Genomic DNA, 21,117 nt, shown 5'->3' with positions numbered 1-21,117 from the left:
GGAGTTGACCTTGACCGAGAACACCACGCCCGCTGCCGGCGGCACCTCCCGTTCCCAGTTTCCTGGCCTCTTCGGACTGCTCGACGACCTGCACCGGGAGGTGGCCGCGCGGTTGCCGGAGGCGGCGCCGTCCGACACGAAGTACCGAATGACCAGGTTCGGCCGGACCCGTGTCACCAAGGACGGGCAGGTACAGGTCGGCCGTCGCGACGCCGAGGTGCTACGGCAGTTGGCCGAGCGGACCGGACCGATCGACGACCCGAAGCAGTACGCACGAACCACTGCGGCCCTCGAGAACGTGATCGCCGCGCAGGCGCAGCTCATCGCGAACCCGACCGGCCGTTCGCACGACCGCTTCCACCCCCGGATCTTCGTGCAGGAGGCTGCCGACGGTACCGCGGGCGCGGCGGTCGCCGGCGCCGCCTTCGGAGTCGGCGACGCGATGCCGAGCGAGCCGTTGACCGGGAACCTTACCGACGTGCCTCAGATGCTGTCGTTGATCAGCAAGCCCATCGCGGACGCCATGCACCTGCAGTCACCGTGGCAGGTCGGCGTCGCGGTCGGCGGGGCCGTGGCCACGCTCGCGGTCGCCAATGCCTGGAACGAGGCTCGGAGCAACGAAGTCCTGGAACGCGGCGTCGAGCGAGCCTGGGCGCAGACGCAGGGCCCGGCTATCTGCAAGGGCCTCGGCGTGGCCGATCGACTCCCTGGCGTGGCCGCGAAGTTCAGCGGAGCACGGCTCGACGGGCCGACGGCGACCGCACATCAGCTCGGTGGCCAGCTCGGCGCCTACACCGAGCAGGACAAGGCGGCCGCGCTGACGGCGGTCGTCCAGGCTCAGCCGGCCGACCGAGCCGCCGCCGTGGTCAACACGCTGATTCAGGCAAGCACCCTTGAGGACGTGGCACCCCAGACTCGGGCACAGGCGGCCGAGCGGGTGTACGACGCCATCCGCGATCAGGGAACCTGGTCGGGTAAGGGCAGGTCGATGGTCAACGGCGCCATCATGGCAATCATGCGAGACGCCCCGGAAGGCGCGTCCTTGGTGACGGTGCTACCGAAAGCCGCCGGCCTGCACGCCGCCGCCGACCCAGCCCAGTCTCGGACGATACAAGTTGCCCTGGGCGACTACCCGCAGCCCGGGAGCGTGCCGGCCGAGCAGACCGGCAGCGGACCGCAGCCGGCTGACGGCACCCGGACAAACCTCACCCAAGCCACTCGAGACACGACGAGCGAGCGCTAGTGGAGGAGCTCCACCTGCGCGAGGGTCGCGGGCTCGGTGAGGGTCAGGCGGTAGTGCTGGTAGCTGTCTGGGGTGGGGATGGTGAAGGGGCGGGTTTGGCGGCGCCAGGGGAAGGTTTGCCCGGTTCGCTCGTCCAGGACGGACCAGGTGGTGCCGTCGGGGGATGCCTCGAGGAGCCAGTCGGTGGGATCTCCGGCGGAGTGGCCGGACGTCAGCGTGTAGGAGGTCGCGGTTGCCGCTTCGGGAAGCGACCAGGTGATGGGCGACTCGACCAGGGTTTCGGTGGCCGAGGTGTCGTCGAAGAGCGGGTTGGCCGGGTCGGTCGGGATCAGATCCACCAGCGGTTTGGCGACCGCGTCATCCGTGGTGAGCGCCGGCGGTAGGTCGAGAGTTCCCCAGTCGGACGGCTCCGGGCCCAGGACGAAGTCGATCTGACCGGCGGCGCGGAGTTCGGCGTCGGTGATGGATGCCACCGGCAACTGCTTGCCGTCGACCCGGACCTCTTGGACGTAAGGGTGTTCGTGGTTGGCGGCGGTGATCACGATCGGCTCGCCGCCTTGCGGGGTGACCACGGTCCGCGCGAAGAGCGGGGCGCCGATCGCGTACTCGGGGGCACCCACACGCAACGGATAGATGCCTAGGGCACTGAAGAGGTACCACGCGGACATCTCGCCGTTGTCCTCGTCGCCCGGGTAGCCCTGGCCGATCTGTTCGCCGACGAACAGCCGGTCCAGGACCTCACGGACGATCGCCTGCGTCTTGTACGGCGTACCGGCGTAGTTGTAGATGTACGCGATGTGGTGCGCCGGCTGGTTGCTGAAGCCGAACTGGCCCATCCGGACCGCCTGCGCTTCGAGCATCTCGTGGATGACGATCGAGTAGGTGCCCTTCTTCACCGCGAGCTCCGGCGTCGCGAAGAACTCGTCGAGCTTCGCCTCCAGGCCGCGCGGTCCGCCGTACAGGTTGGCCAGACCGCGGCCGTCGTGCGCGACGTGGAACGCGAAGTTCCAGCCGTCGGTCTCGGTGAAGTCGCCACCCCACTCGCACGGGTCGAACTCCTCCGGCGTCTTCGCGAACCGCCCGTCCGCGCGACGCCCCTGGAAGAAGTTGATCGCGGGGTCGAAGAGCAGGACGTAGTTCAGCGAACGACGACGCAGGTACTCCGCTTCCTCCCGCAACTGTGCGCGCCGCTCGACCGGCACCGACGGATCGTCCGCCAACCGCGAAGCCATCAGGGCCAGCCCGAAGTCGTTGAGATACGCCTCGAGCGCCCACGACACGCTCTCCTCGGTGTCGGTGCTGACGTAGCTGGCGAAGAACCCCGTCTCGACTCCCTTCCGCCCGACCTCCGTCGCCTCCGGTGCGACGGTCGCGTTGCGCAGACCCGCGTCGTACGTCGCCAACGGGTCCGGCAGCGGAACACCCTTCAGATAGGCGTCCGCGAACGCGACATCGGAGCTCGTCCCGGTCATGCAGTCGGCGTAACCGGGCGACGACCACCGGGCGATCCATCCACCGTCGCGGTACTGCTGCACGAAGCCGTCCACCAGCTCAGCGGTCAACTCCGGGTACAGGAACGCGTACGCCGGCCATGCGGTCCGGTAGGTGTCCCAGAAGCCGCTGTTGACATACATCTTGCCGGGTTTGACGACCGCGTTGCCGTCGGCATCGATCGGGACGACCGGGCTCGCGTAGCGGTACTCGGGCTCGTCCGCTGTCCCGGCGTTCTCGAACTGTGAGTTCGGGTAGAGGTTGAGGCGGTAGAGGTTGCCGTAGACCGTGCGCAGCTGCGGCTCGGTCGCGCCTTCGGGGCGGATCACCTGCAGGCGCTCGTTCCACGCCTGGTTGGCCGCCTGCTGGATCTCGTCGAAGCTGCGGCCTTCGAGCTCGAGCTCGAGGTTGTGGCGGGCCTGGTCGACGCTGATGAACGACGTCGCAATTCTGAGTACGACGTCATCCGCCGCGAATGTCGCCGCGCGTGCGTTCTTCCGGCCGCCGGCAGCCGGCCCGAAGGTCGCATCGACGGAGAAGACGCCGTAGCAGTACATCTGGGTGCGGCCGGTCTCGGCGCCGTTCTCGACCCAGCCGGTCAGCGCGGTCCCGTCGTACTCGAAGCCGTTGTTGTCGTCGATCCCGTCGAAGACGAGGTGCCGCCCGGCCGCCTCGGCGGGGAACGCGAACCGGAAGATCGCGCCATGATCGGTGGGTGCCAGTTCGGCGCGTACGCCGTTCGCGAGCTGGACCGAAAACAGATCCGGCCGGGCGATCTCGTCATCGTGGCTGAAGGCAACAGCTCGTTCGACCGGGTCACCGAGCGGCTCGGCCGCGGCGACCGGCATGATCGTGAGCTGGTCGCGGTCCCCCATCCACGGGCTCGGCTGATGCGAGAACGTCAGGCCTTGGAGCTCGGGACGGTTGTCCGCGTTGTTCGTGCGCTGGTACTCGTACGGCCAGCGATGGGTCGAGGCGTCGGTCACCGGAGTGAGGAAGTTGAACCCGTTCGGCCAGGCCGTGATCGGCAGCGTGTTGCCGCGGGAGAAGTCGTGGCTGGCGTTGGTCCCCCGGCGGGTGTCGACGTACGCCGCCAGGTCCGACCCGTCGAGCCTCGCCGGAGCCGGGCCGATCTCGACGTCATCGATCCAGCCCTGGAAGTCTGCGGGAGCGTCGACGACGAGCAGCACCTGCGCGACGGCCTTACCGGCGGCCGCGGACAGATCGACCTGCACGTCGTTCCACTGGTCGGCGTACAGAATCTTCGCCGCACCCTGCCCGGCGGCCGTGAGCGACACCCCGTACTGATCCGCAACACCCAGCTTGGACAACCGCGACCCGTCGGCGAACACCAGCTCCACCGCCGCGTACGTCGCCGCATAGCTCAGCTGCTCGTCCAGCTCGGGATAGATCTTGTACCGCAACCGATCCCCCGCAGCAATCGTCACCCCCGCGAGCGGCCACTCGAGCCCGGCTTCAGCCCGCCCGGCCGACCCCGCGTATCGAGTCGCCTCCACACTGCTGAATCCGCCCTCGACACTCGTCCGCCCACCCGGCCCGCCACCCACCTCAATATCCACCCGCGCAATGCTACGTTTCCCCACCACCCGCCACGCCGAGGTCCGGAAGCCGAACCATTCCCCGCTGACGATGCCCCCGGCGACGGTACCGGTGTCCTGCAGCAGGAACATGCCGTGCTGTCGCTCATGGTTGAGTGCCTTTCCGGGGAGCAGGTTCAGGTGGAATGGAAGAGGCGGAAGTGGTGGCCGAGGAATCGGTTGGTTTCTGGTGGGGTGGGCGCGGCGTGGTACTGGGTGGCTTCGGCGAGGAGTGGGGCGTCGGAGACGACGCCGCGGGTGGCCAGCCGTTCGTACTCGGCCCACGAGGACAGCAAGTAGTTCTCGATGTGGACGCCAGGCTCACGCAGGCTCTGGAAGATTCCCCAGTGCATCGCGCCGTCGCGCTCGCGGATCTCGCGGACGCGGCGCATCGCCGTACGGAACGCGTCGAGATTCTCGGGCGCGATCTGGTACTCGACGGTCACGAAGACGGGACCGTCGTCCGGGTCCAGCCGGGCATCGACGTACGGCGTCTCCGTGTGCAGCGGGCCGCTGTCCACGGCCTCGACCGCGCTCAACCGCAGGACGCGCGCCAATCCGATGTTGACGAGCATCCCCACCCCCGCCGCGATCAGCGTCGTGGTCACACCGAACCGTCCGGCCACGAAACCCCACCCGGCTGCGCCCGCGGCCATCGAGACCGCGAACACGAGCTGATAAACGGCCAGCCCCCGACCACGCACCCAGTTGGGTAGGACGGTCTGCGCCGCGATGTTGAACGTCGACGTGGTCGTCAGCCCCGCGAACCCCGCCACCAGCAGGACCGGGAACGCGGCCCACAGCACGTGCAGCTGAGACAGCACGAACAACGCCAGCGCATACAGCGCCAAGGCAACCATCACCAGATGCTCGTGGTTGAACCGCTTCCGGAGTCGGGGCAACAACATCGATCCGGCCACCCCACCGACCCCGAGACTGCCGAGGAGCAAACCGTACTGCCCGGCACCGGCTCCCAACCGAGTCCGGCTGACGACCGCGAGCAGGGCAGGCACCACGGTGAAGCAGAGCGCGTACCCGGCCGCCCGCGCGAGTACGACGTTCAGCTCCGGCGCATGCCGCACGTAACGCGCCCCGGACCGCATCGCGCCCAGCACATGCTCGGCCGGCAGTTGCGCCACCGACGCCGGACGCCGCCAGAAGAACGCGACCGCCACCAACCCGAGGAACGACACCGCGTTGAAGGCGAACGCCGCACCCGGACCGGCGATCGCAACCAGCCCGCCACCAATCGCCGGGCCGACCGCCTGCGTCAGCGTGAACGACGTCGAGTTCAACGCGATCGCATCCGGCAGTCGATCGCGATCGACCAGCTCCGGCGTGACCGCCTGCAGCACTGGCGCGCCGAGCGAAGCCCCGACCGACAAGAGCAGCGTGAGCAGCAACAACCCACTCGGCCTGGCGCCGCCGGTGAATGCGAGCCCAGCGAGTACAGCGGCGACCACGGCCTGCATCGCCTGGGTCACCACGATCAGGCAGCGCCGGTCCACGACATCGGCCAGCGCGCCCGCCGGCAACGCCAGCAGGAACGTCGGCACCGACGCCGCCGTCAGCAACAACGCCACCGGCGCGGCCGAGGTGGTCAGCGAAGTCATCAACCATCCGGCCGCGACGAGATGGATCCACGATCCGAGGTTGGAGAAGAGCCCCGCGATCCAGAACGCCCGGAATGTGGGCAGGCCGAGCGCCGACGGCTTCGGTGGTGCGGCCGCCGGCGATTCGGTGTCAGCAGACATACGGCGCGCCCCTCGGTCAGATGATCGTCGTGGGCACGATAGGCACGCCCGAACGGCGTCGTAATGTACGTTCTTGCGCCGCCTGGGCCAGCAGTTTTGCTCTCTGCCGGAAAGCTTCGGAGTCTGCTCCGCCGCCGGGTTACCGTCGCAAGTGACGCGGCCGGGCGGGAGGACATGGATGATCGCGAACGGCGAACTTCTCGACGATCTGATCCTGGAGTCGTACATCTATCCGGCCGGCCCCGCCGGGACCACTCCCAGCCATGCGCACGAGGGCTACCAGATCTCCTTCGGTGACGGCCCCGCCTGCAGGTACAGGTACCGCGGTGGCTGGCATGTCGTCCCACCCCACACGCTGTCGGTTCTGATGCCCGGCGAGGTCCACCTGGCCGTGGAGTTGGAGGACCGCCCGGAAGAAAGCAGCTACCAAGTGCTGTACGTCGATCCACGCAGGGTGGCGGACTTCGCCGCCGAGCTCGGCGGCCGGCCGAGCGGCACTCCGACGTTCGACGACGTCGTTCTGGCCGATCGCGACCTCATCACGAACTTCCAGCACCTGCACCTGCCGTCGACGCGGCTGGGGCTGGATAGCGGTGTGCGTTCGCTCCTCGCGGGTCTGATCGCGCGACACACCGATCACCCGGTCGATCCGCCCCCGGTGGCCGGGCCGCGGCACGCCGTTCGGATCGTCCGGGAGTATCTCGAGGAGAACTTCGCGGCGAACGTCTCGCTCGAGAAGTTGGCCGGAGTGGTCAACCTCAGCCCGTTTCACCTGGCGAGACTGTTCCGCCAAGAGGTCGGCATGCCGCCGCACGCCTATCAGCTGCAGCTTCGCGTGACCCGCGCCAAGCGTTTACTGCTGGAAGGTGTGCCGGTGAGCGACGTCGCCACCGAGACCGGATTCTTCGATCTCAGTCACTTCACCAGGCACTTCAAACGACACGTCGGAGTGACACCGGGCAACTACATGATCGAGAAAGTGACGTGATGGGTGCGACCCGAGAACAGCTGACCACGTTGTACGACGCCGCCCTTGCCCTCCGTGATGCCCCGGGCAACGAACCTGTCTCCGCCGTACTGACCCGATCGGTGCTCCGCCCGTTGGCCGAGCTCCTGCCCGACTACCAAGGCACGCCGACCGGCCAGGCCACGGTGTGGGACCTCACCCTCATCGCGACCAAGCTCCGTCTGCTCCCGGATCCGGAGCCGCAGTTGCTCGAGGCAACTGCCGCCTTGCAAGGGCTCGTCGGCGACGACCAGCTGGAGGAGCTGCGCGGCCTCGAAGCCGACCTGCCCGGTGAGATCCGGACCGCGCCGAACGGCCCGTACCTGCTGACCAACGTGGACGAGCTCAACGACTACCTCGGCTGTCCGGTCGCGGCCCGCCCGCAGCTCGCGTTGTGCCGCTGCGGTGGATCCAAGTCCAAGCCGTACTGCGACGGCACCCACGCCGAGATCGGCTTCACCGATGCGAAGAGTCCAGATCGAGTGCCCGACCAGCGGGACACGTACGTCGGCTTGCAGGTCGACGTGTTCGACAACCGCGGCATCTGCCAGCACTCCGGACTCTGCACCGACCGGTTGGCCACGACGTTCCGGCAAGGGCAGGAGCCGTTCGTCGCGGCCAGCGGCGGCCGGATGGACGAGATCATCCGCGCGGTCCGGGACTGTCCGTCCGGTGCCCTCAGCTACGGCATCGACGGTGTCGAGGCACGCGCCGAGGTCGACCGGCACGGCAGCCGCCAACCCGCGGTCGAGATCACCAAGGACGGACCGTACCGAATCACCGGCGGCATCCCGCTGCACGACGGCGACGGTCAGGACGTGCCGCGCGCCATCGGCTCCTCGCGCGAGCACTACGCGTTGTGCCGCTGCGGCCACTCGCAGAACAAGCCGTTCTGCAGCGGCATGCACTGGTACGTCGACTTCCACGACCCGGCGCCGTCCGAAGAGCCGACCATCTTCGAGTGGTGTGGCGGCCTGCCGGCGTTCACGCGGATGACCAGACTCTTCTACGAGAAGCACATCCCGGCCGATCCGGTACTGGCGCCGGTCTTCGCGTCGATGTCCGCGGACCATCCACAACGCGTCGCTGCCTGGCTCGCCGAGGTCTTCGGCGGCCCGAAGGCCTACAGCGGCGAGTACGGCGGGTACTCGCGGATGATCGGTGAACACATCGGCAAGGGCATCACCGAGGAGCAGCGGACCCGGTGGGTGCAGCTGTTGTTGCTGTCGGCAAAGGAATCCGGCATGCCGAACGACGCCGAGTTCCGCTCGGCCTTCGGCTCGTACATCGAGTGGGGCTCCCGCCTGGCCGTGGAGAACTCGCAGACCGAGTCGAAGCCGCCGATGAACATGCCGATGCCGCACTGGGACTGGACCACCGCCGCCGGCCCACCCGGCAGCCGCATCTCGGCGCTCGCTCCGGCTGAGCAGAGCGACGAGCCGGCACCGGTCCTCCCCGGCGCGGACGAGGCCGTCAGCTTCGCCCAGCACATCAAGCCGTTGTTCCGCAGCTCGGATCGCAAGTCGATGAGCTTCGCCTTCGACCTGTGGTCGTACGACGATGTCCGCCGGCACGGCGAGGCCATCCTCGACCGGGTCCGAGCCGGCAGCATGCCCTGCGACGGCGCCTGGCCCGCGGAGTACGTCACCACCTTCGAACGATGGCTCCGTACCGACACACTCCCTTAGCCCGACGGCGCGGGGCGGCCGTAACCACCGCTCCAGCTCGCAAGTGCGGTGGTGACGGGACGTTCGCACTCCGCCATCGTCACGAGAGTTGCTCGACCAGGTCTTCGAGTTCGGCCCGCAGCGGGGCGATCCAGTCCTCCGAGCCGGGGATCGTGCGCACGCCTTCGGTGACCACGAACGCGAGCGCGCGCAGGCAGAAGCAGGCGCCACCGACGAGCAGTTGGCGGTCGACCAGGAACGGGTCGGCGCCGGCGGCCTCGACGTACCGGGCGACGATCGGGCCGCGATCGTGGCCGAGGGCAACGGCATCGCGGATCAGCGTGTAGAGGTCGCTCAGCTGCGGCGCGACGTACGCGAGCGGCCAGTCGACGACCGTCCAGGTAGTGCCGTCCGTGACCAGGTTCTTCGGTACGAAGTCGCCGTGCACCACCCGCAGCGGCGCATCGCGGTGAAGCCCGGCGAGCGCCTCCGTCAGCGGGTCGAGGTCGACCTCGATCCGGCCGATGCGTGCCCCGAGCTCCTTCACCAGCTCCGGCGGGAACTCACTTCTTCCGTCGACCTCGGCACCTCGGATCCTTGCCACCAGCGACGCCGCCGCCAGGAACCCCTCCGCCGACGGCTCCTGTTCCAGGGTCACCCGCCCTACATCCGCAAGCACGAGTACGTCGCCGTCGGCGTAGATCAGCTCCGGTCCCGGCAATCCCAGCGGAACCACGAACCGTTCGTACGACCTGCCCTCACCGGATTGCGCGTCCGTGCCGCGTTTCACGATCACGCTGCGCAGCCCGTACGACAGCCGCCACACCTCGGACGATCCCCACTGCCGCAGCAACTCTCCGTGCACAGACGAGATCGCCGGCGCCTCGGTTGCCCGAAGGACTGGAACCCGCGGAAGCCAGTCAGGAAGCACCGAACGAGTAGATCACGGCGATCACCGCACGAAAACTCAAATACCGATCGGGGTGCGGGGCGTACACGTGCATCTGGCAGGCTTGAGGGTATGACCGAGAACGACACGCACGCCTGGGGCTTCGGCCTCGCCACCGTCACCGCCGCGGGCAACGTCCTGGACGTCTGGTACCCGGCGCCCGAGCTCGGTTCGCAGCCGGCCGACTCCAAAGCTCCGGCCGAGCTGATCGCGGCCGAAGGCAACGACGGGCTCCGGCAGGTTCGGCACGAAGTCGTCGCCACGCAGATCGTGCTGGACCAGGCTCCTGTCGGCACCGCGGACGCGTACCTGCGGCTGCACCTGCTCTCGCACCGCCTGGTCAAGCCGCACGGCGTGAACCTCGACGGCATCTTCGCCGCCCTGCCGAACAACGCCTGGACGTCGCTCGGCCCGGTCCCGGTCGACGAGATCGAATCCGTCCGGCTCCGGGCACGCGCGGCCGGTCAGCACCTGGCGGTGACGAGCGTCGACAAGTTCCCGCGGATGACGGACTATGTCGTACCGTCCGGGGTCCGGATCGGTGACGCGGACCGGGTCCGGCTCGGCGCGCACCTCGCCGAGGGGACGACGGTCATGCACGAGGGCTTCGTGAACTACAACGCCGGCACGCTCGGGACGTCGATGGTCGAGGGCCGGATCGTGGCCGGGGTCGTGGTCGACGACGGCAGCGACATCGGTGCGGGCGCGTCGATCATGGGCACCCTGTCGGGCGGCGGCAAGCACGTCATCTCGATCGGCAAGCGCTGCCTGCTCGGCGCGAACGGCGGTACCGGCATCTCGCTCGGCGACGACTGCGTGGTCGAGGCCGGCCTGTACGTGACCGCCGGCACCAAGGTCACCCTCCCCGACGGCAGCGTGGTGAAGGCCCGCGACCTGTCCGGGCAGCCGGGTCTGCTGTTCATCCGGAACTCGGTCACCGGCGCGGTCGAGGCGCGGCCGCGCAAGGGTGAGGGCATCACGCTCAACGAGGCCCTCCACGCGAACGCGTGATCGTCGGTACAACTTGCGAACGCCTGGTCGTTCGAAAGTATGAGTCTGCCAACCAACGTGAGACAGCACACGTCAACCAGTTCGTGATCAGTCGATCGGAACCTCGTGCGCGTGCTCACACGTTGGGAGCGATATGTCGGTGAAGCGTGGTGCTGTGGTCGCGGTGAGCGCCGTTGGCGTGCTCGCGCTGGCTGTCGGCGCCGGCATCGCGTGGATCGGCGGCAAGAACCTCGGCTCGATCATCCCACCGCCCGAGCAGTGTGAGGCGACGGTTGGCGGGCAGACCGTCGTACTGGATCTGGAGCAGGCCGAGTCGGCGGCGATCATCGCGGGTGTCGCCGTACGGCGTGGTCTGCCGGCGCGGGCGGCCACGATCGCTTTGGCGACGGCGTACCAGGAATCCGGAATGCGGAATCTGCAGCACGGGGACCGGGATTCGCTCGGGCTGTTCCAGCAGCGGCCGTCGCAGGGTTGGGGCACGGTGTCGCAGGTGCGGGATCCGCACTACGCGGCCGGCAAGTTCTACGACGCCTTGGTGAAGGTGAAGAACTACCAGAAGCTCGCGATCACCGTCGCGGCCGATGCGGTGCAGCACAGCGCCTTTCCGAACGCGTACGCCGATCACGAGGCGGACGCGCGGGTTCTGGCGTCGGCGTTGACCGGGCAGGCGCAGAGTGTGTTCGCCTGCACGGTGAACCCGGAGGACGTACCGGTGCAGACGATCGGCAAGAACGGGCTGACGCCGCGCGCAGACCTCGTCCGGAAGGACCTCCTCGCAACCTTCGGCAAGCTGTCGACCGGCGGCTACGAGCCCGGTGGGGTGTCGACCGGCCACATGGAGGGCTCGGCCCATTACGACGGCCGGGCCGTTGACGTCTTCGTCCGCCCGATCACGAAGGCCAACACCACCAAGGGCTGGGCCATGGCGCAGTACCTGGTGGCCCGCGCGAAGCTCCTGAACATCCAGACCGTCATCTTCAGCGACAAGATCTGGACCGCCGGCTCGAAGTCCGACAACGGCTGGCGCGACTACACCCCACCCGAACGCTCCGGAGACCCCAAAATCCTCCGCCACCTCGACCACGTCCACGTAGACGTCACCAAGCAGTAACTCCGCGGCGACCGACCTACTGCCGCCTCCGACGGTCCGCGCGAACTGCCGTCCCAGCCTCCCGTCGTTCGCGCGAAGGATACGAACGATGCCCAAATCGGTCGCCGCTTCGCGGCGGCTGATTCTTACCGCCTCCGGCGGGCTGCGCGAACTGATGGCCCGCCGCTCAACTCGTTTGCGCGACGGGGATGTGGGTGCCGCGGTCTCCGGGCTGCGTGATCGTGCCAGTCGGCGCGGCGTGCGTCAAGGGCGCCTTCGGCGTCGCTGCGCGATCTTCGACCCTTGACCCACACCACCCCGACCAGGAAAGACCGCAGCTATGCCGGAGCCGCTGACCAGAGCGGTCGCGCGCGGGATGTGATCACGGCGCCCGACTGTGGAGAAGCTGACGAGCCGGGTCCGGGTGGGGCGCCGCACGTATTCACGGTGGTGGACTGTGGTGAGGCCGACGAGCCGGGTCTGGGTGGGGCGCTGGCGTGTTCACGGTGGTGGACTGTGGTGAGGCCGATGGGCCGGATCTGGGTGCGGTGCCGGCGTGTTCACGGTGGTGGATCGTGGTGAGGCCGACGGCCAAGGGTCCGGCTGGGTGCGGGGTGATCACCGCCGGGGATCGCGGTTCGGCTGACGGCGCCAGTGCGACCGGCGCCGACCCGGTCGCACCGGCCGGCGTTGTGTGCGCCCGGCTCGCCCCCAACACGAGCGGATAACCCTCCGACTTGAGGGTTCTCACGTGGTGCTAGAGCAGACAACCCACCACTCACGGGGTTATCCGCTCGTGTTGGGCCGCGGGGTGCCTGGTGCTGGATGCCTGGTGCTGGATGCCTGGTGCTGGGTGTATCGAGTCGTGGCGTTTGGTTCGGGCGGGATATTCGAGTCGTGGATTTCGGCGCTGGATTTCGCGTGTCGATGACCCGGATCCACGACTCGATGCCCGGGCAGGGGCGGGTCTCGTGATGTGACCGGGATTGTCCAGGTGGCGGGATTCGGGGCCCGGAGCGGCCGGTCCGCGGGAGATGGGCACACCTTGTGGCGGGTGTGAACACGATATTTCCTGTGTCAGCCCACCAGTAGTTGTGTCACCATCCGACACCCGTCCCGCCGGCGGACCAGGATCAGCCAGTACACCGGCTGCCGCCCCCAACCACACCGAACCAGACCAGCCCGGGTCCACACCGAACCAGACCAGCCCGGGGCCACGCCGACATCACGGATTCACATCACCTGGCTCATAGCTCCCCGCGGGATCCGCGTAGCTGCGTCCTTCCCTGATCGCGGCGGTGTGGGTCAAGGGTCGAAGATCGCGCAGCGACGCCGAAGGCGCCCTTGACGCACACCGCCGCGATCAGCACCATCACGCAGCGGAGCCCGCGAACCACAGTCCCTCCGCAAGACCCCGACACCACAGTCCGCTCGGCGCACACCACATGAGCGGGCGGATCCGGGATCCGCGCCCCCGCCGAAGGCGGCAACAGTCAGCGGCCGCGTAGCGGTGTCCGATCCCGCACCCGCCGGAGGCAAGCAGCCGCCGCGAAGCGGAGGCAAGACGGCCGCCGGACGCGGAGGCAAGACAGCTGCCGCGAAGCGGTGACGGCGGCACCTGAGACAGCGCGAGCGTGGGATCGGTTGGCCGGGTGTTATGGCGAAGCGGGACGTCCCGGAGGACGTCCCGCTTCGTAGCTCAGTGGATGGTGCGTGCTTGCTTACTCGTCGTGCTCTTGGGGCGGCAGGGCGGCGATGAAGGGGTGGTCCTTGTCGATCTTGCCCATCTTGGATGCGCCGCCTGGGGAGCCCAGGTCGTTGAAGAAGTCGACGTTCGCGGTGTAGTAGTCCTTCCACTGCTCCGGGGTGTCGTCTTCGTAGTAGATGGCCTCGACCGGGCAGACCGGCTCGCACGCTCCGCAGTCGACACATTCGTCAGGGTGGATGTACAGCATCCGGTTGCCCTCGTAGATGCAGTCGACGGGGCACTCCTCGACACACGCGAGGTCCTTCAGGTCAACACACGGCTGCGCGATGACGTAGGTCACTGCTACTCCTCCTATATGGCAGGCAAGCGCAGCTGATCCTGGGGTGCTGCGATGCGGTGGTGCACTGTCTTTCTAGTATCACGGTAGTCCTTCACCCACTCTGCCAGGAGTCCGCATCGTGTCAGGCCTGAGTGCCCGTGATATCGGCCACCGTGTAGTCGTACGGCACCGGATTCCGGGCGGTCTGACCGACGTGATCGGCGTACTCCAGGCCTGGGAGCCCGGCCACCTGGCCGTGCGCCACGCCGACAGTAGTGTGCACCAGATCGGTGCCGGAGACATAACAGCCGCGAAAACCGTCCCGGAACTGCCGCTGCGACCGGTCGACGTCGAGCAACTCTTCCTCACGACCGCACTGGGCCGGCCGGCGGTCGAGACGGTGTACGTCGGGCACTGGTTGCTGCGGGCATCGTCCGGCTGGACCGGCCGGGGCAACTCGCTGTTACCAACGGGCACCCCAGGGATGCCCGTAGCTGAGGCGCTCAAGCAGGCCGAGGCGTTCTACGGCGAGCGCGGACTCCCACCGCAAGCCCTGATCCGTCTCGGCAGCCCGCAGGCCGACGAACTGACCAACGCAGGCTGGGTCGACGCCCGCCCGGAGCAGTCCGACGTACTGGTCATGCACACCACCCTCGACCACGTGAATGCCGAGCCGGAGTACGACGTACACGTCGCAGAACACCCCACCGACGCCTGGTACGCGACCGCGTTCGACGGCCCGGTGCCAGAGCCCGCCCCGAAGGTGCTGGAAGGCGCCCCGAAGGCAGTCTTCGCCTCGATCACTCTCGCCGGCGAAACGGTCGCGGTAGGCCGGGGCTCCATGACTGGCCACTGGCTCGGCATCGACGCCATCCGCGTGGCTGCGTCGCACCGCCGCCGAGGCCTCGGTACGGCGATCGTCCAAGGCCTGGCCCGGTGGTCCGGCGGAGAGGGCGGCCGCCGTACCTATCTCGAGGTCCTGCTGGAGAACACCGCCGCCATGGCGACCTACAGCCGCCTCGGCTACCGAGAGGCCTACCGCTACCGCTATCTGACCAAGCGATGAGCCGCCCCGGCACCAATCAACGTCAGAACGACAAACCCGGCTAGTACGACGCTCAACGCGCGACTGGGGTCACTGGCCAACGCAGCGTAGGTAGAACCGGCCAGGGCGACTCCGAGCGCGCCGGATAGCTGTGCATTGGTGGCGACGACTCCGGACAGGTCAGAGGCGTACTGCGCGGACATGCTCGACGTGACCGCGCCGATCAGCGTGTTGGCACTGATCCCGAGACCTAGACCGCCGATGCCCAGCAGAACAAAGAGAAGCGGTCCAGTCCGGCCACCGGAGAGTAAATAGGTCATAACTGCCAGATACCCCACGGCCAGGACCAGGCAGCCAACAAACGGCATCCACCGCGCACCCCTGCGCAGTTTGGGCAAGATCGGCCCGGCCACCCCGAATGCGGCCACCCAAACAACCATGGCGAACCCTGAGTACGCCGGGCCCTTGTGTAGACCACTCTGGAGATAGAGCGCGAGCACGAAGAGCAGGGCGAAGTACGTGCCCGTCGTGCAGGCGTGTGCCAGCAGACCGGCACGGACAGACCGATTGGCGAGGACCTGACGGGCGATGAGCGGACGACCGCCACGGGCGGCTGCCCGGCGTTCGCCGTACTCGAAGAAGGCCAGGGCTGGGAGACTCAGGATCAGGCAGAGCCAGGACCACGCGGGCCAACCACGCTCGGAGCCCAGCAGCAGCGGAACGATGACGAGCAGGACAGCGGTGGACAAGCTGAGTACGCCGGTGAGGTCCATGCGGTCACGCTGACCGGCCGGGTCGGCCGGAAGCCGACGGCAGGCGGCGATCGCCAGGGCCATGCCGATGGGGACGTTGACGAGGAAGATCGGACGCCAACCGGTGCCGAAGAGGTCTGCCGCGATCAGCACGCCGCCGAGCAGTTGACCGAGGACGGCACCTCCGGACAGCGCGATCGAGAAGTAGCCGAGGGCTTTCAGACGATCGCGTCCCTGGAAGTGGAGCTGAATGCCGCTGAGTACCTGCGGGACCATCAGCGCAGCCCCGGCGCCCTGGACGAAGCGGGCGACGACGAGGCTGACGATCTCCGGCGCGAGCCCGCACGCGAGCGAGGCCGCGGTGAACACGGTCAGCCCGAGCAGAAACGTCCTGCGGTAACCGAACGACGAGCCGAGACGGGCGCCGGTGATGAGCAAGACCGCGAAGGCGACGATGTACCCGGACACGACCAGGCCGACCGCGCCCTCGGACGCATGGAGGTCGGCGGCGATCGACGGGCCGGCGATGTTCGCGACCGCGATGTCGACGTTCGCCATGAACTGGCCGGTGAGCAGGACGGCCAGGACGGCGGTCCTGCTCGTGGTCGGAGCTACTTGGGTCTGTTCCACGATGATGGAACGGTGTGAGGCGGGCCGAGTGTGAGGGCGTTACGCTCAGGGACCATGGCGGATCACGTGGTGGAGCGACCGGAGTACGCCGGGGACTTCGAGGGAACGGTGCACGTCGAGTACACCCCGCACCCGGACGACGGAGTGGCGGATCCGGGCGAGATCGTGTGGACCTGGGTCCCGTTCGAGGAGGATCACCACCGCGGCAAGGACCGCCCGGTGCTGGTGGTCGGGTCGGACGGGGCGTGGCTGCTGGCGCTGATCCTGACCAGCAAGGATCACGACCGCGACGCCGCCGACGAGGCCCGCTGGGGGCGGATCTGGATGGATATCGGCAGCGGCCCGTGGGACCGGGAAGGCCGCCGCAGCGAGGTTCGCCTCGACCGCGTCCTACGGATCGACAAGTCCGACGTACGCCGCGAAGGCGCCGTCATCGACGAGCCACTGTTCAACCAAGTCGCCGCGGAACTCCACAAGATCCACCGCAGCTGACCCACCGATCAGCTTGGCGGGCGGGTGCTGTTGGTGGTGCTGGGCCTGACCTGGCCGGGCGGCGGAGTGGTAGTACCCGGCGGCGGGGTAGTGCCCGGCTTCGGGCCGCACCGGATGTCGTCGGCCGCGTTGTAGTGCGTGGTGAACTGCTCGGTCTTCTTGCGTACGCCGTTCTGCGCGAAGTACCGGTAGATCGTGATGTCGAAGCCCTGGCTCGGTGCTTGCACCTTGCAGCCGGCCGCGGTGTTGTAGACCACGTTCGGCGCCCGGAAGTTGGTGCGCTCCGACTGCCCGGCGGTGATCTGCCAGACCTTCGTGCCCCAGATCTTCACGGTGAGGCTGCCCTGGCTGCCCGGTGTCGACGCGGTGAAGATGGTCTGGACCAGGATCCCGTGACCGGAGTCGTTCAGGAACTTCAGATCCACCGACGGCCAGGCAACGGTGGCCTCGCGGCCGACCGGGTAGCGGCTGATGTAGACGCTGTGCGCCTTGTGCTGGACATCCTTCAGCCCGGCGAAGAACGCGGCGTTGAAGGTCGTGGTCGCCGACTGCGACACACCGCCGCCCAGGTCGAGCACGAACTTCCCGCCGCTGATGATGTTGCCCTCGGTGAACCCGTTCTCCTTGGTCCGCTCACCGACGATCTTGTTCAGGCTGAACGTCTCGTTCGGCTTCAGCAGCGTGCCGTTGATCTTCGCCGCCGCGGTGCCGATGTTGGTGTTGCGGTACGGCGCGTGCGGGAAATGGGTGGTGAACTCACCCATCACCTCTTTGATGCCCAGGGCACCGGCCTGCTCGGTGGTCACCGTCGCCGGGGTGTGCGCGAGCCCGATCGAGGCACGGCGTTCGCCGGCCGGCTTGGTCAGCACGGACAGGATCGCCGGACCGACCTTGGTCCGGTCGACCACCATCCCGTCGATGGCCGGGACGACCTGCGGCTTGGCGCCGACGATCTGGACGGTCGCGTCCTTCGGCAGCGTCTCCAGAGCCTTGAATCGCTTCTGGAACAGGGGTTCCAGCGCCTTGGCATTCAGCGACGGCGTAATGTCGCCGTCCTTCGCGGTCAGCGTCAGCGCGGGCGCGAACTCGGCCGGCTGCAGGTCGACCGACTTCGATCCGACCGTCAGCCGGATCGGGCCGGAGACCGCCGGCTCGGCGTACTCCTTCATGGCCTTGTCGATCGCGTCCGTCCCGGCCTGCGGCTTGGTCACGCTGACCGGAAGGTCCTTCGGCTGGCCGTCGGAGGGATAGGCGGCAGCCACGGCGTCCGAGGCCTTCGCGGTATCGAGGGCGAGGCCGTCGGCCGGCTCGTGCTGAACCGCCTTCGCGCTGACGAAGGTGATCGTGCCTTCGGTGGCCGGGCGGTTCACCTGGGTGGCGAGCTTGTCGACGGCCGCCTTCAGCTTCGCGTCGTCCTTGCTGACGACGGGCTCGATCGCGCTGCCGCCGGCCAGGGCGTGCCAGATCCGGCCCGGGGCCAGGCTGCGGCCCGCACCTGCGGCGGCCACGGTGGCCTCGAGGTCCACGGAGAGCCCTGCGTCGGCCGGCTTCACCTGGAACGTCGACTCGCCCGCCTTCAGCGCGATCGGCGCCGCCATCCGGTCCTTGAGGCCGGCCTCGAGCTTGGCCTTGGCGTCGGCCTCGGACAGCCCGCCGACACCGATGCCGAGAACGGTGGTGTCACCGGGGATCTTGTCGCCGGCGAACGCGAACGCGGCGCCGTACCCCACCACGACCACACCGAGCCCCGCCGCGGCGATGATCCCCGCGAGCTGCTTTCTCCCCACCGGAAAGAGTCCTCCTGCTCGAGCCGTCGTCAGGCTGCGCCTGCACGAAACCCCGCGCGACACTCAGCGCGGGCACAAGGGCACATCCTACGGGAAGGGGCAGACCGATCAGACCGTTGGGGCAGGCCCAGCCTGCCCCAACGGACCCCGCTGCTCACGCTCTGCCGAGGCAGCGATCACGCCCCGGCGTCGGGCAACTTCCGGTAGGCGCTCGAGTGGTAGATCAGCGCGTCCGGGTCCGCGGGCTCGCCCAGCCCCAGGCTCAGCACCTCACCGACCACGATCGTGTGGTCGCCGCCCGGGTACGTCGCCCAGGTGCGGCACTCGAGCCACGACAGCGCACCCTCGACGAGCAGGCATCCGGTCTTCGGGCCTGCGGCCGTACCGATCCCGTCGAACTGACTGCGTAGGTCGCGTCCGGACCGGGCGAACCGATCCGCGATCGCGTGCTGGTCCCCGGCGAGGACCGAAACGGCCCAATAGCCACAGTCCAGTACGGCGTCGTGCATCCGGACGCCCTTGTCGACGCAGACCAGCACCAACGGCGGATCCAGCGACACCGACGTGAACGCGCTCGCGGTCATCGCATGCGCGACACCGTCCTGCAGCGTGCTCATGATCGTGATCCCGGACGCGAACCGGCCCAACGCCGTACGGAACTCTGCCGCCTGAAACTCAGCCACTCGGCAACTCGGTCACTCGGCCTTCTAGAGGCCCGCGAACAGGTCGTGCTCGAGGCCGTCCGGGCCAGGCGCGGCCGTGCCCTTGACCAGCCGGTACGGCTCGGAACCCCAGATCTGGTTGCCGAAGTTGTTCGACAGCGCGAAGAAGGGTCCGTCGACGGTGATCTGGGTGGCGTGCGCCTTCATCGCATTCATCTTGCGATCCAGGAAGTCGTCGCCGTCGATCACGCAGTCGATCAGCCGGTCCGGCGTGATGAACGGCCCGAGCTCGCCGTCCGGATCCATCCCCTCGAACGTCGTGGTGTCGCCGGCCTCGCGCAGCATCCGCAACTGGGACCGCATCCGCGACTCCGCCATCGCCACCCAGTAGACCTTTTGGATCGCCCAGGCCTCGCCGAGGTCCTCACGGTACGAGCGGGCGCCGGCCAGGTCGGCGGCGTACATCGCGACCCGGTGGGCCTTGATGTGGTCCGGGTGGCCGTAGTTGCCGTACTGGTCGTAGGTCACCAGCACCTGCGGCCGGATCTCGCGGATGATCGGGACCAGGTCGTCGGCCGCCGCGAGCAGATCGGCCTGCCAGAAGCTGTCCTTGCGCGTCTCCGGGGGGACGTCGGCGTTGCCCTCCTCGTTGTAGATCATCCCGGTGTCGCGGTACTTGCCCGGGCCGCCGAGGAAGCGGTGGTCGGTGACGCCGAGCTCGGCCATCGCGTCGGCCAGCTCGCCGATCCGGTGCCGGCCGAGCTGATCGTCCTGGTCGGCGGCCAGGTGCGCCAGGTCCGGGACCAGCACCTCACCCTCTTCACCGAGCGTGCAGGTGACCAGAGTGACGTGGGCGCCCTCGGCGACGTAGCGCGCCATCGTCACGCCGTTGTTGATCGTCTCGTCGTCCGGGTGGGCGTGGACCAGCAGGAGCCGGCGTTCTGGAAGCTCAACCATGCCGAAAGCCTACGTCGACCCCCGGACAGAAAGCTGTGGCCGGACAGACAGGAACCTCCGGAGTTTGCCCAGCCGGAGTTTGCCCAGCCGGACTTGTTAGCCGAAGCGGCGGACGAGGAGGCAGCCCGCCTGGAAGCGGGACTTGGCACCGAGGCCGAGGATCAGCGCGCTGATCTCGGCGCGCACGGTCCGCAACGACAGGCCCAGCTCGCGCGCGACCGCGGCGTCCTTGGCGCCGGTGGACATCATCCGGCCGATCGCGATCTGACGGCTGGTCAGCTCCCTGACCGCAGCCGGCGTCCGCCGCCGCGATCCGAGCTCGTACACCTCACAGATGATCTCCGGTGCGCCATCCGTCTTGAAGATGGCCTCTTTCCGTACAGCCGGCACGGCCTGATAGACCGACATTCCTCACTCCTCCCCAGAAGCTTTCAGGGGTGGATTCTGTCTGGTTGGTCTAATCGGGCACCAGGTACAACCCATACAAACAACCCATACAGTTTCTGAGCGTGAGCCGCCGACAGCGCTCCGGAGGCTCGCGACGGTGTGATTTCCGACACTCACAGCCGGCTCTGCAACTCCAGAACGAACGGCCGGTCCGGAACCAGCCAGTCCAGTGCGACCAGCTCCGCCGCTCCGAACCACCGGAGTTCGGCGTGCTCCCGGCGTACCGGTTCGCCGTCGACGATCGTCGCCAGGTAGACGCGGAGCTGGTACTGCTCGGAGATCTTCACGGTCGGCCCGAGTGAGGCGCCGACCTTGATCTCCAGGTCGAGTTCCTCGCGGATCTCCCGCACCGCCGCCTGCTCCTCGGTCTCCCCCGGCTCGACCTTCCCGCCGGGAAACTCCCAGCCACCTTCCGGCCCTGACCGGTACGCCGCCAGCACCAGCCCATCCCGGACGACGGCCACCCCCACAACAATCTGCATTGTCGTGACTCTGCCAGAAACTGTCCG

At 68.2% G+C, this 21,117-nt stretch carries 18 protein-coding genes; 8 read left to right on the top strand and 10 right to left on the bottom strand.

Features of this window, described 5'->3' with window-relative positions; all coding sequences use genetic code 11:
• Nucleotides 1-10: 10 nt before the first annotated feature.
• A complete protein-coding gene (locus tag ACWF4Z_RS24315; protein ID WP_452245428.1) occupies nt 11-1,243 on the top strand; it encodes a hypothetical protein in 1,233 nt (410 codons plus the stop codon).
• Here the strand turns inward: ACWF4Z_RS24315 and ACWF4Z_RS24310 are convergent.
• A complete protein-coding gene (locus tag ACWF4Z_RS24310) occupies nt 1,240-4,314 on the bottom strand; it encodes a GH92 family glycosyl hydrolase (protein ID WP_452245427.1) in 3,075 nt (1,024 codons plus the stop codon). The two genes, ACWF4Z_RS24315 and ACWF4Z_RS24310, sit on opposite strands and share 4 nt — an antisense overlap.
• 155 nt (nt 4,315-4,469) lie before the next feature.
• Nucleotides 4,470-6,086 (bottom strand): MFS transporter, encoded by a 1,617-nt coding sequence (locus ACWF4Z_RS24305; RefSeq protein WP_452245426.1) that lies wholly within the window; start codon nt 6,084-6,086, stop codon nt 4,470-4,472.
• Between the two features lie 178 nt (nt 6,087-6,264).
• On the opposite strand from ACWF4Z_RS24305, the gene ACWF4Z_RS24300 reads away from it, so the two are divergent.
• A complete protein-coding gene (locus ACWF4Z_RS24300) occupies nt 6,265-7,074 on the top strand; it encodes an AraC family transcriptional regulator (protein WP_452245425.1) in 810 nt (269 codons plus the stop codon).
• Nucleotides 7,074-8,780, top strand: coding sequence for a CDGSH iron-sulfur domain-containing protein (locus ACWF4Z_RS24295; protein ID WP_452245424.1), 1,707 nt, complete (start codon nt 7,074-7,076; stop codon nt 8,778-8,780). Before ACWF4Z_RS24300 ends, ACWF4Z_RS24295 begins: the two co-directional genes overlap by 1 nt.
• 79 nt (nt 8,781-8,859) lie before the next feature.
• Here the strand turns inward: ACWF4Z_RS24295 and ACWF4Z_RS24290 are convergent, their stop codons facing one another.
• Nucleotides 8,860-9,690, bottom strand: a complete 831-nt coding sequence (locus tag ACWF4Z_RS24290) for a phosphotransferase (protein ID WP_452245423.1) — start codon at nt 9,688-9,690, stop codon at nt 8,860-8,862.
• A gap of 90 nt (nt 9,691-9,780) precedes the next feature.
• Between ACWF4Z_RS24290 and dapD the strand changes: the two genes are divergently transcribed.
• The 3 genes from dapD to ACWF4Z_RS24275 all read left to right on the top strand — a co-directional run bounded on the left by dapD (nt 9,781) and on the right by ACWF4Z_RS24275 (nt 12,116).
• Nucleotides 9,781-10,719: a 2,3,4,5-tetrahydropyridine-2,6-dicarboxylate N-succinyltransferase gene (dapD, locus tag ACWF4Z_RS24285; protein ID WP_452245422.1), complete on the top strand. Its 939-nt coding sequence runs from the start codon at nt 9,781-9,783 to the stop codon at nt 10,717-10,719.
• Nucleotides 10,720-10,852: 133 nt separating this feature from the next.
• A complete protein-coding gene (locus ACWF4Z_RS24280; protein ID WP_452245421.1) occupies nt 10,853-11,830 on the top strand; it encodes a hypothetical protein in 978 nt (325 codons plus the stop codon).
• Nucleotides 11,831-11,918: 88 nt separating this feature from the next.
• Nucleotides 11,919-12,116 (top strand): hypothetical protein, encoded by a 198-nt coding sequence (locus ACWF4Z_RS24275; protein ID WP_452245420.1) that lies wholly within the window; start codon nt 11,919-11,921, stop codon nt 12,114-12,116.
• Nucleotides 12,117-13,530: 1,414 nt separating this feature from the next.
• On the opposite strand, the gene fdxA is transcribed toward ACWF4Z_RS24275, so the two are convergent.
• Entirely contained in the window at nt 13,531-13,857 is a 327-nt protein-coding gene (gene fdxA, locus ACWF4Z_RS24270) for a ferredoxin (RefSeq protein ID WP_131285641.1), read from the bottom strand.
• A gap of 118 nt (nt 13,858-13,975) precedes the next feature.
• On the opposite strand from fdxA, the gene ACWF4Z_RS24265 reads away from it, so the two are divergent.
• On the top strand, nt 13,976-14,902 hold the full coding sequence (locus ACWF4Z_RS24265) for a GNAT family N-acetyltransferase (protein ID WP_452245419.1): 927 nt from the start codon (nt 13,976-13,978) through the stop codon (nt 14,900-14,902).
• On the opposite strand, the gene ACWF4Z_RS24260 is transcribed toward ACWF4Z_RS24265, so the two are convergent.
• Nucleotides 14,884-16,263 (bottom strand): MFS transporter, encoded by a 1,380-nt coding sequence (locus tag ACWF4Z_RS24260; protein ID WP_452245418.1) that lies wholly within the window; start codon nt 16,261-16,263, stop codon nt 14,884-14,886. The two genes, ACWF4Z_RS24265 and ACWF4Z_RS24260, sit on opposite strands and share 19 nt — an antisense overlap.
• A 54-nt stretch (nt 16,264-16,317) precedes the next feature.
• On the opposite strand from ACWF4Z_RS24260, the gene ACWF4Z_RS24255 reads away from it, so the two are divergent.
• Complete coding sequence (locus ACWF4Z_RS24255) at nt 16,318-16,755, top strand: type II toxin-antitoxin system PemK/MazF family toxin (protein ID WP_452245417.1); 438 nt, start codon at nt 16,318-16,320, stop codon at nt 16,753-16,755.
• 8 nt (nt 16,756-16,763) lie between these two features.
• Here the strand turns inward: ACWF4Z_RS24255 and ACWF4Z_RS24250 are convergent, their stop codons facing one another.
• The 5 genes from ACWF4Z_RS24250 to ACWF4Z_RS24230 form a co-directional block, all read right to left on the bottom strand.
• Nucleotides 16,764-18,542, bottom strand: coding sequence for a VanW family protein (locus ACWF4Z_RS24250; protein WP_452245416.1), 1,779 nt, complete (start codon nt 18,540-18,542; stop codon nt 16,764-16,766).
• A 176-nt stretch (nt 18,543-18,718) separates the two neighbouring features.
• Complete coding sequence (locus tag ACWF4Z_RS24245; RefSeq protein ID WP_452245415.1) at nt 18,719-19,225, bottom strand: flavin reductase family protein; 507 nt, start codon at nt 19,223-19,225, stop codon at nt 18,719-18,721.
• Between the two features lie 24 nt (nt 19,226-19,249).
• On the bottom strand, nt 19,250-20,161 hold the full coding sequence (gene mshB, locus ACWF4Z_RS24240) for an N-acetyl-1-D-myo-inositol-2-amino-2-deoxy-alpha-D-glucopyranoside deacetylase (protein WP_452245414.1): 912 nt from the start codon (nt 20,159-20,161) through the stop codon (nt 19,250-19,252).
• 96 nt (nt 20,162-20,257) lie between these two features.
• Nucleotides 20,258-20,569, bottom strand: coding sequence for a LuxR C-terminal-related transcriptional regulator (locus ACWF4Z_RS24235; RefSeq protein ID WP_452245413.1), 312 nt, complete (start codon nt 20,567-20,569; stop codon nt 20,258-20,260).
• A 152-nt stretch (nt 20,570-20,721) separates the two neighbouring features.
• Complete coding sequence (locus ACWF4Z_RS24230; RefSeq protein ID WP_452245412.1) at nt 20,722-21,090, bottom strand: (deoxy)nucleoside triphosphate pyrophosphohydrolase; 369 nt, start codon at nt 21,088-21,090, stop codon at nt 20,722-20,724.
• Between the last annotated feature and the right edge of the window lie 27 nt (nt 21,091-21,117).

The organism is Kribbella sp. NPDC055071 (assembly GCF_053608045.1).
This window is presented reverse-complemented; position numbering and strand designations above follow the sequence as displayed.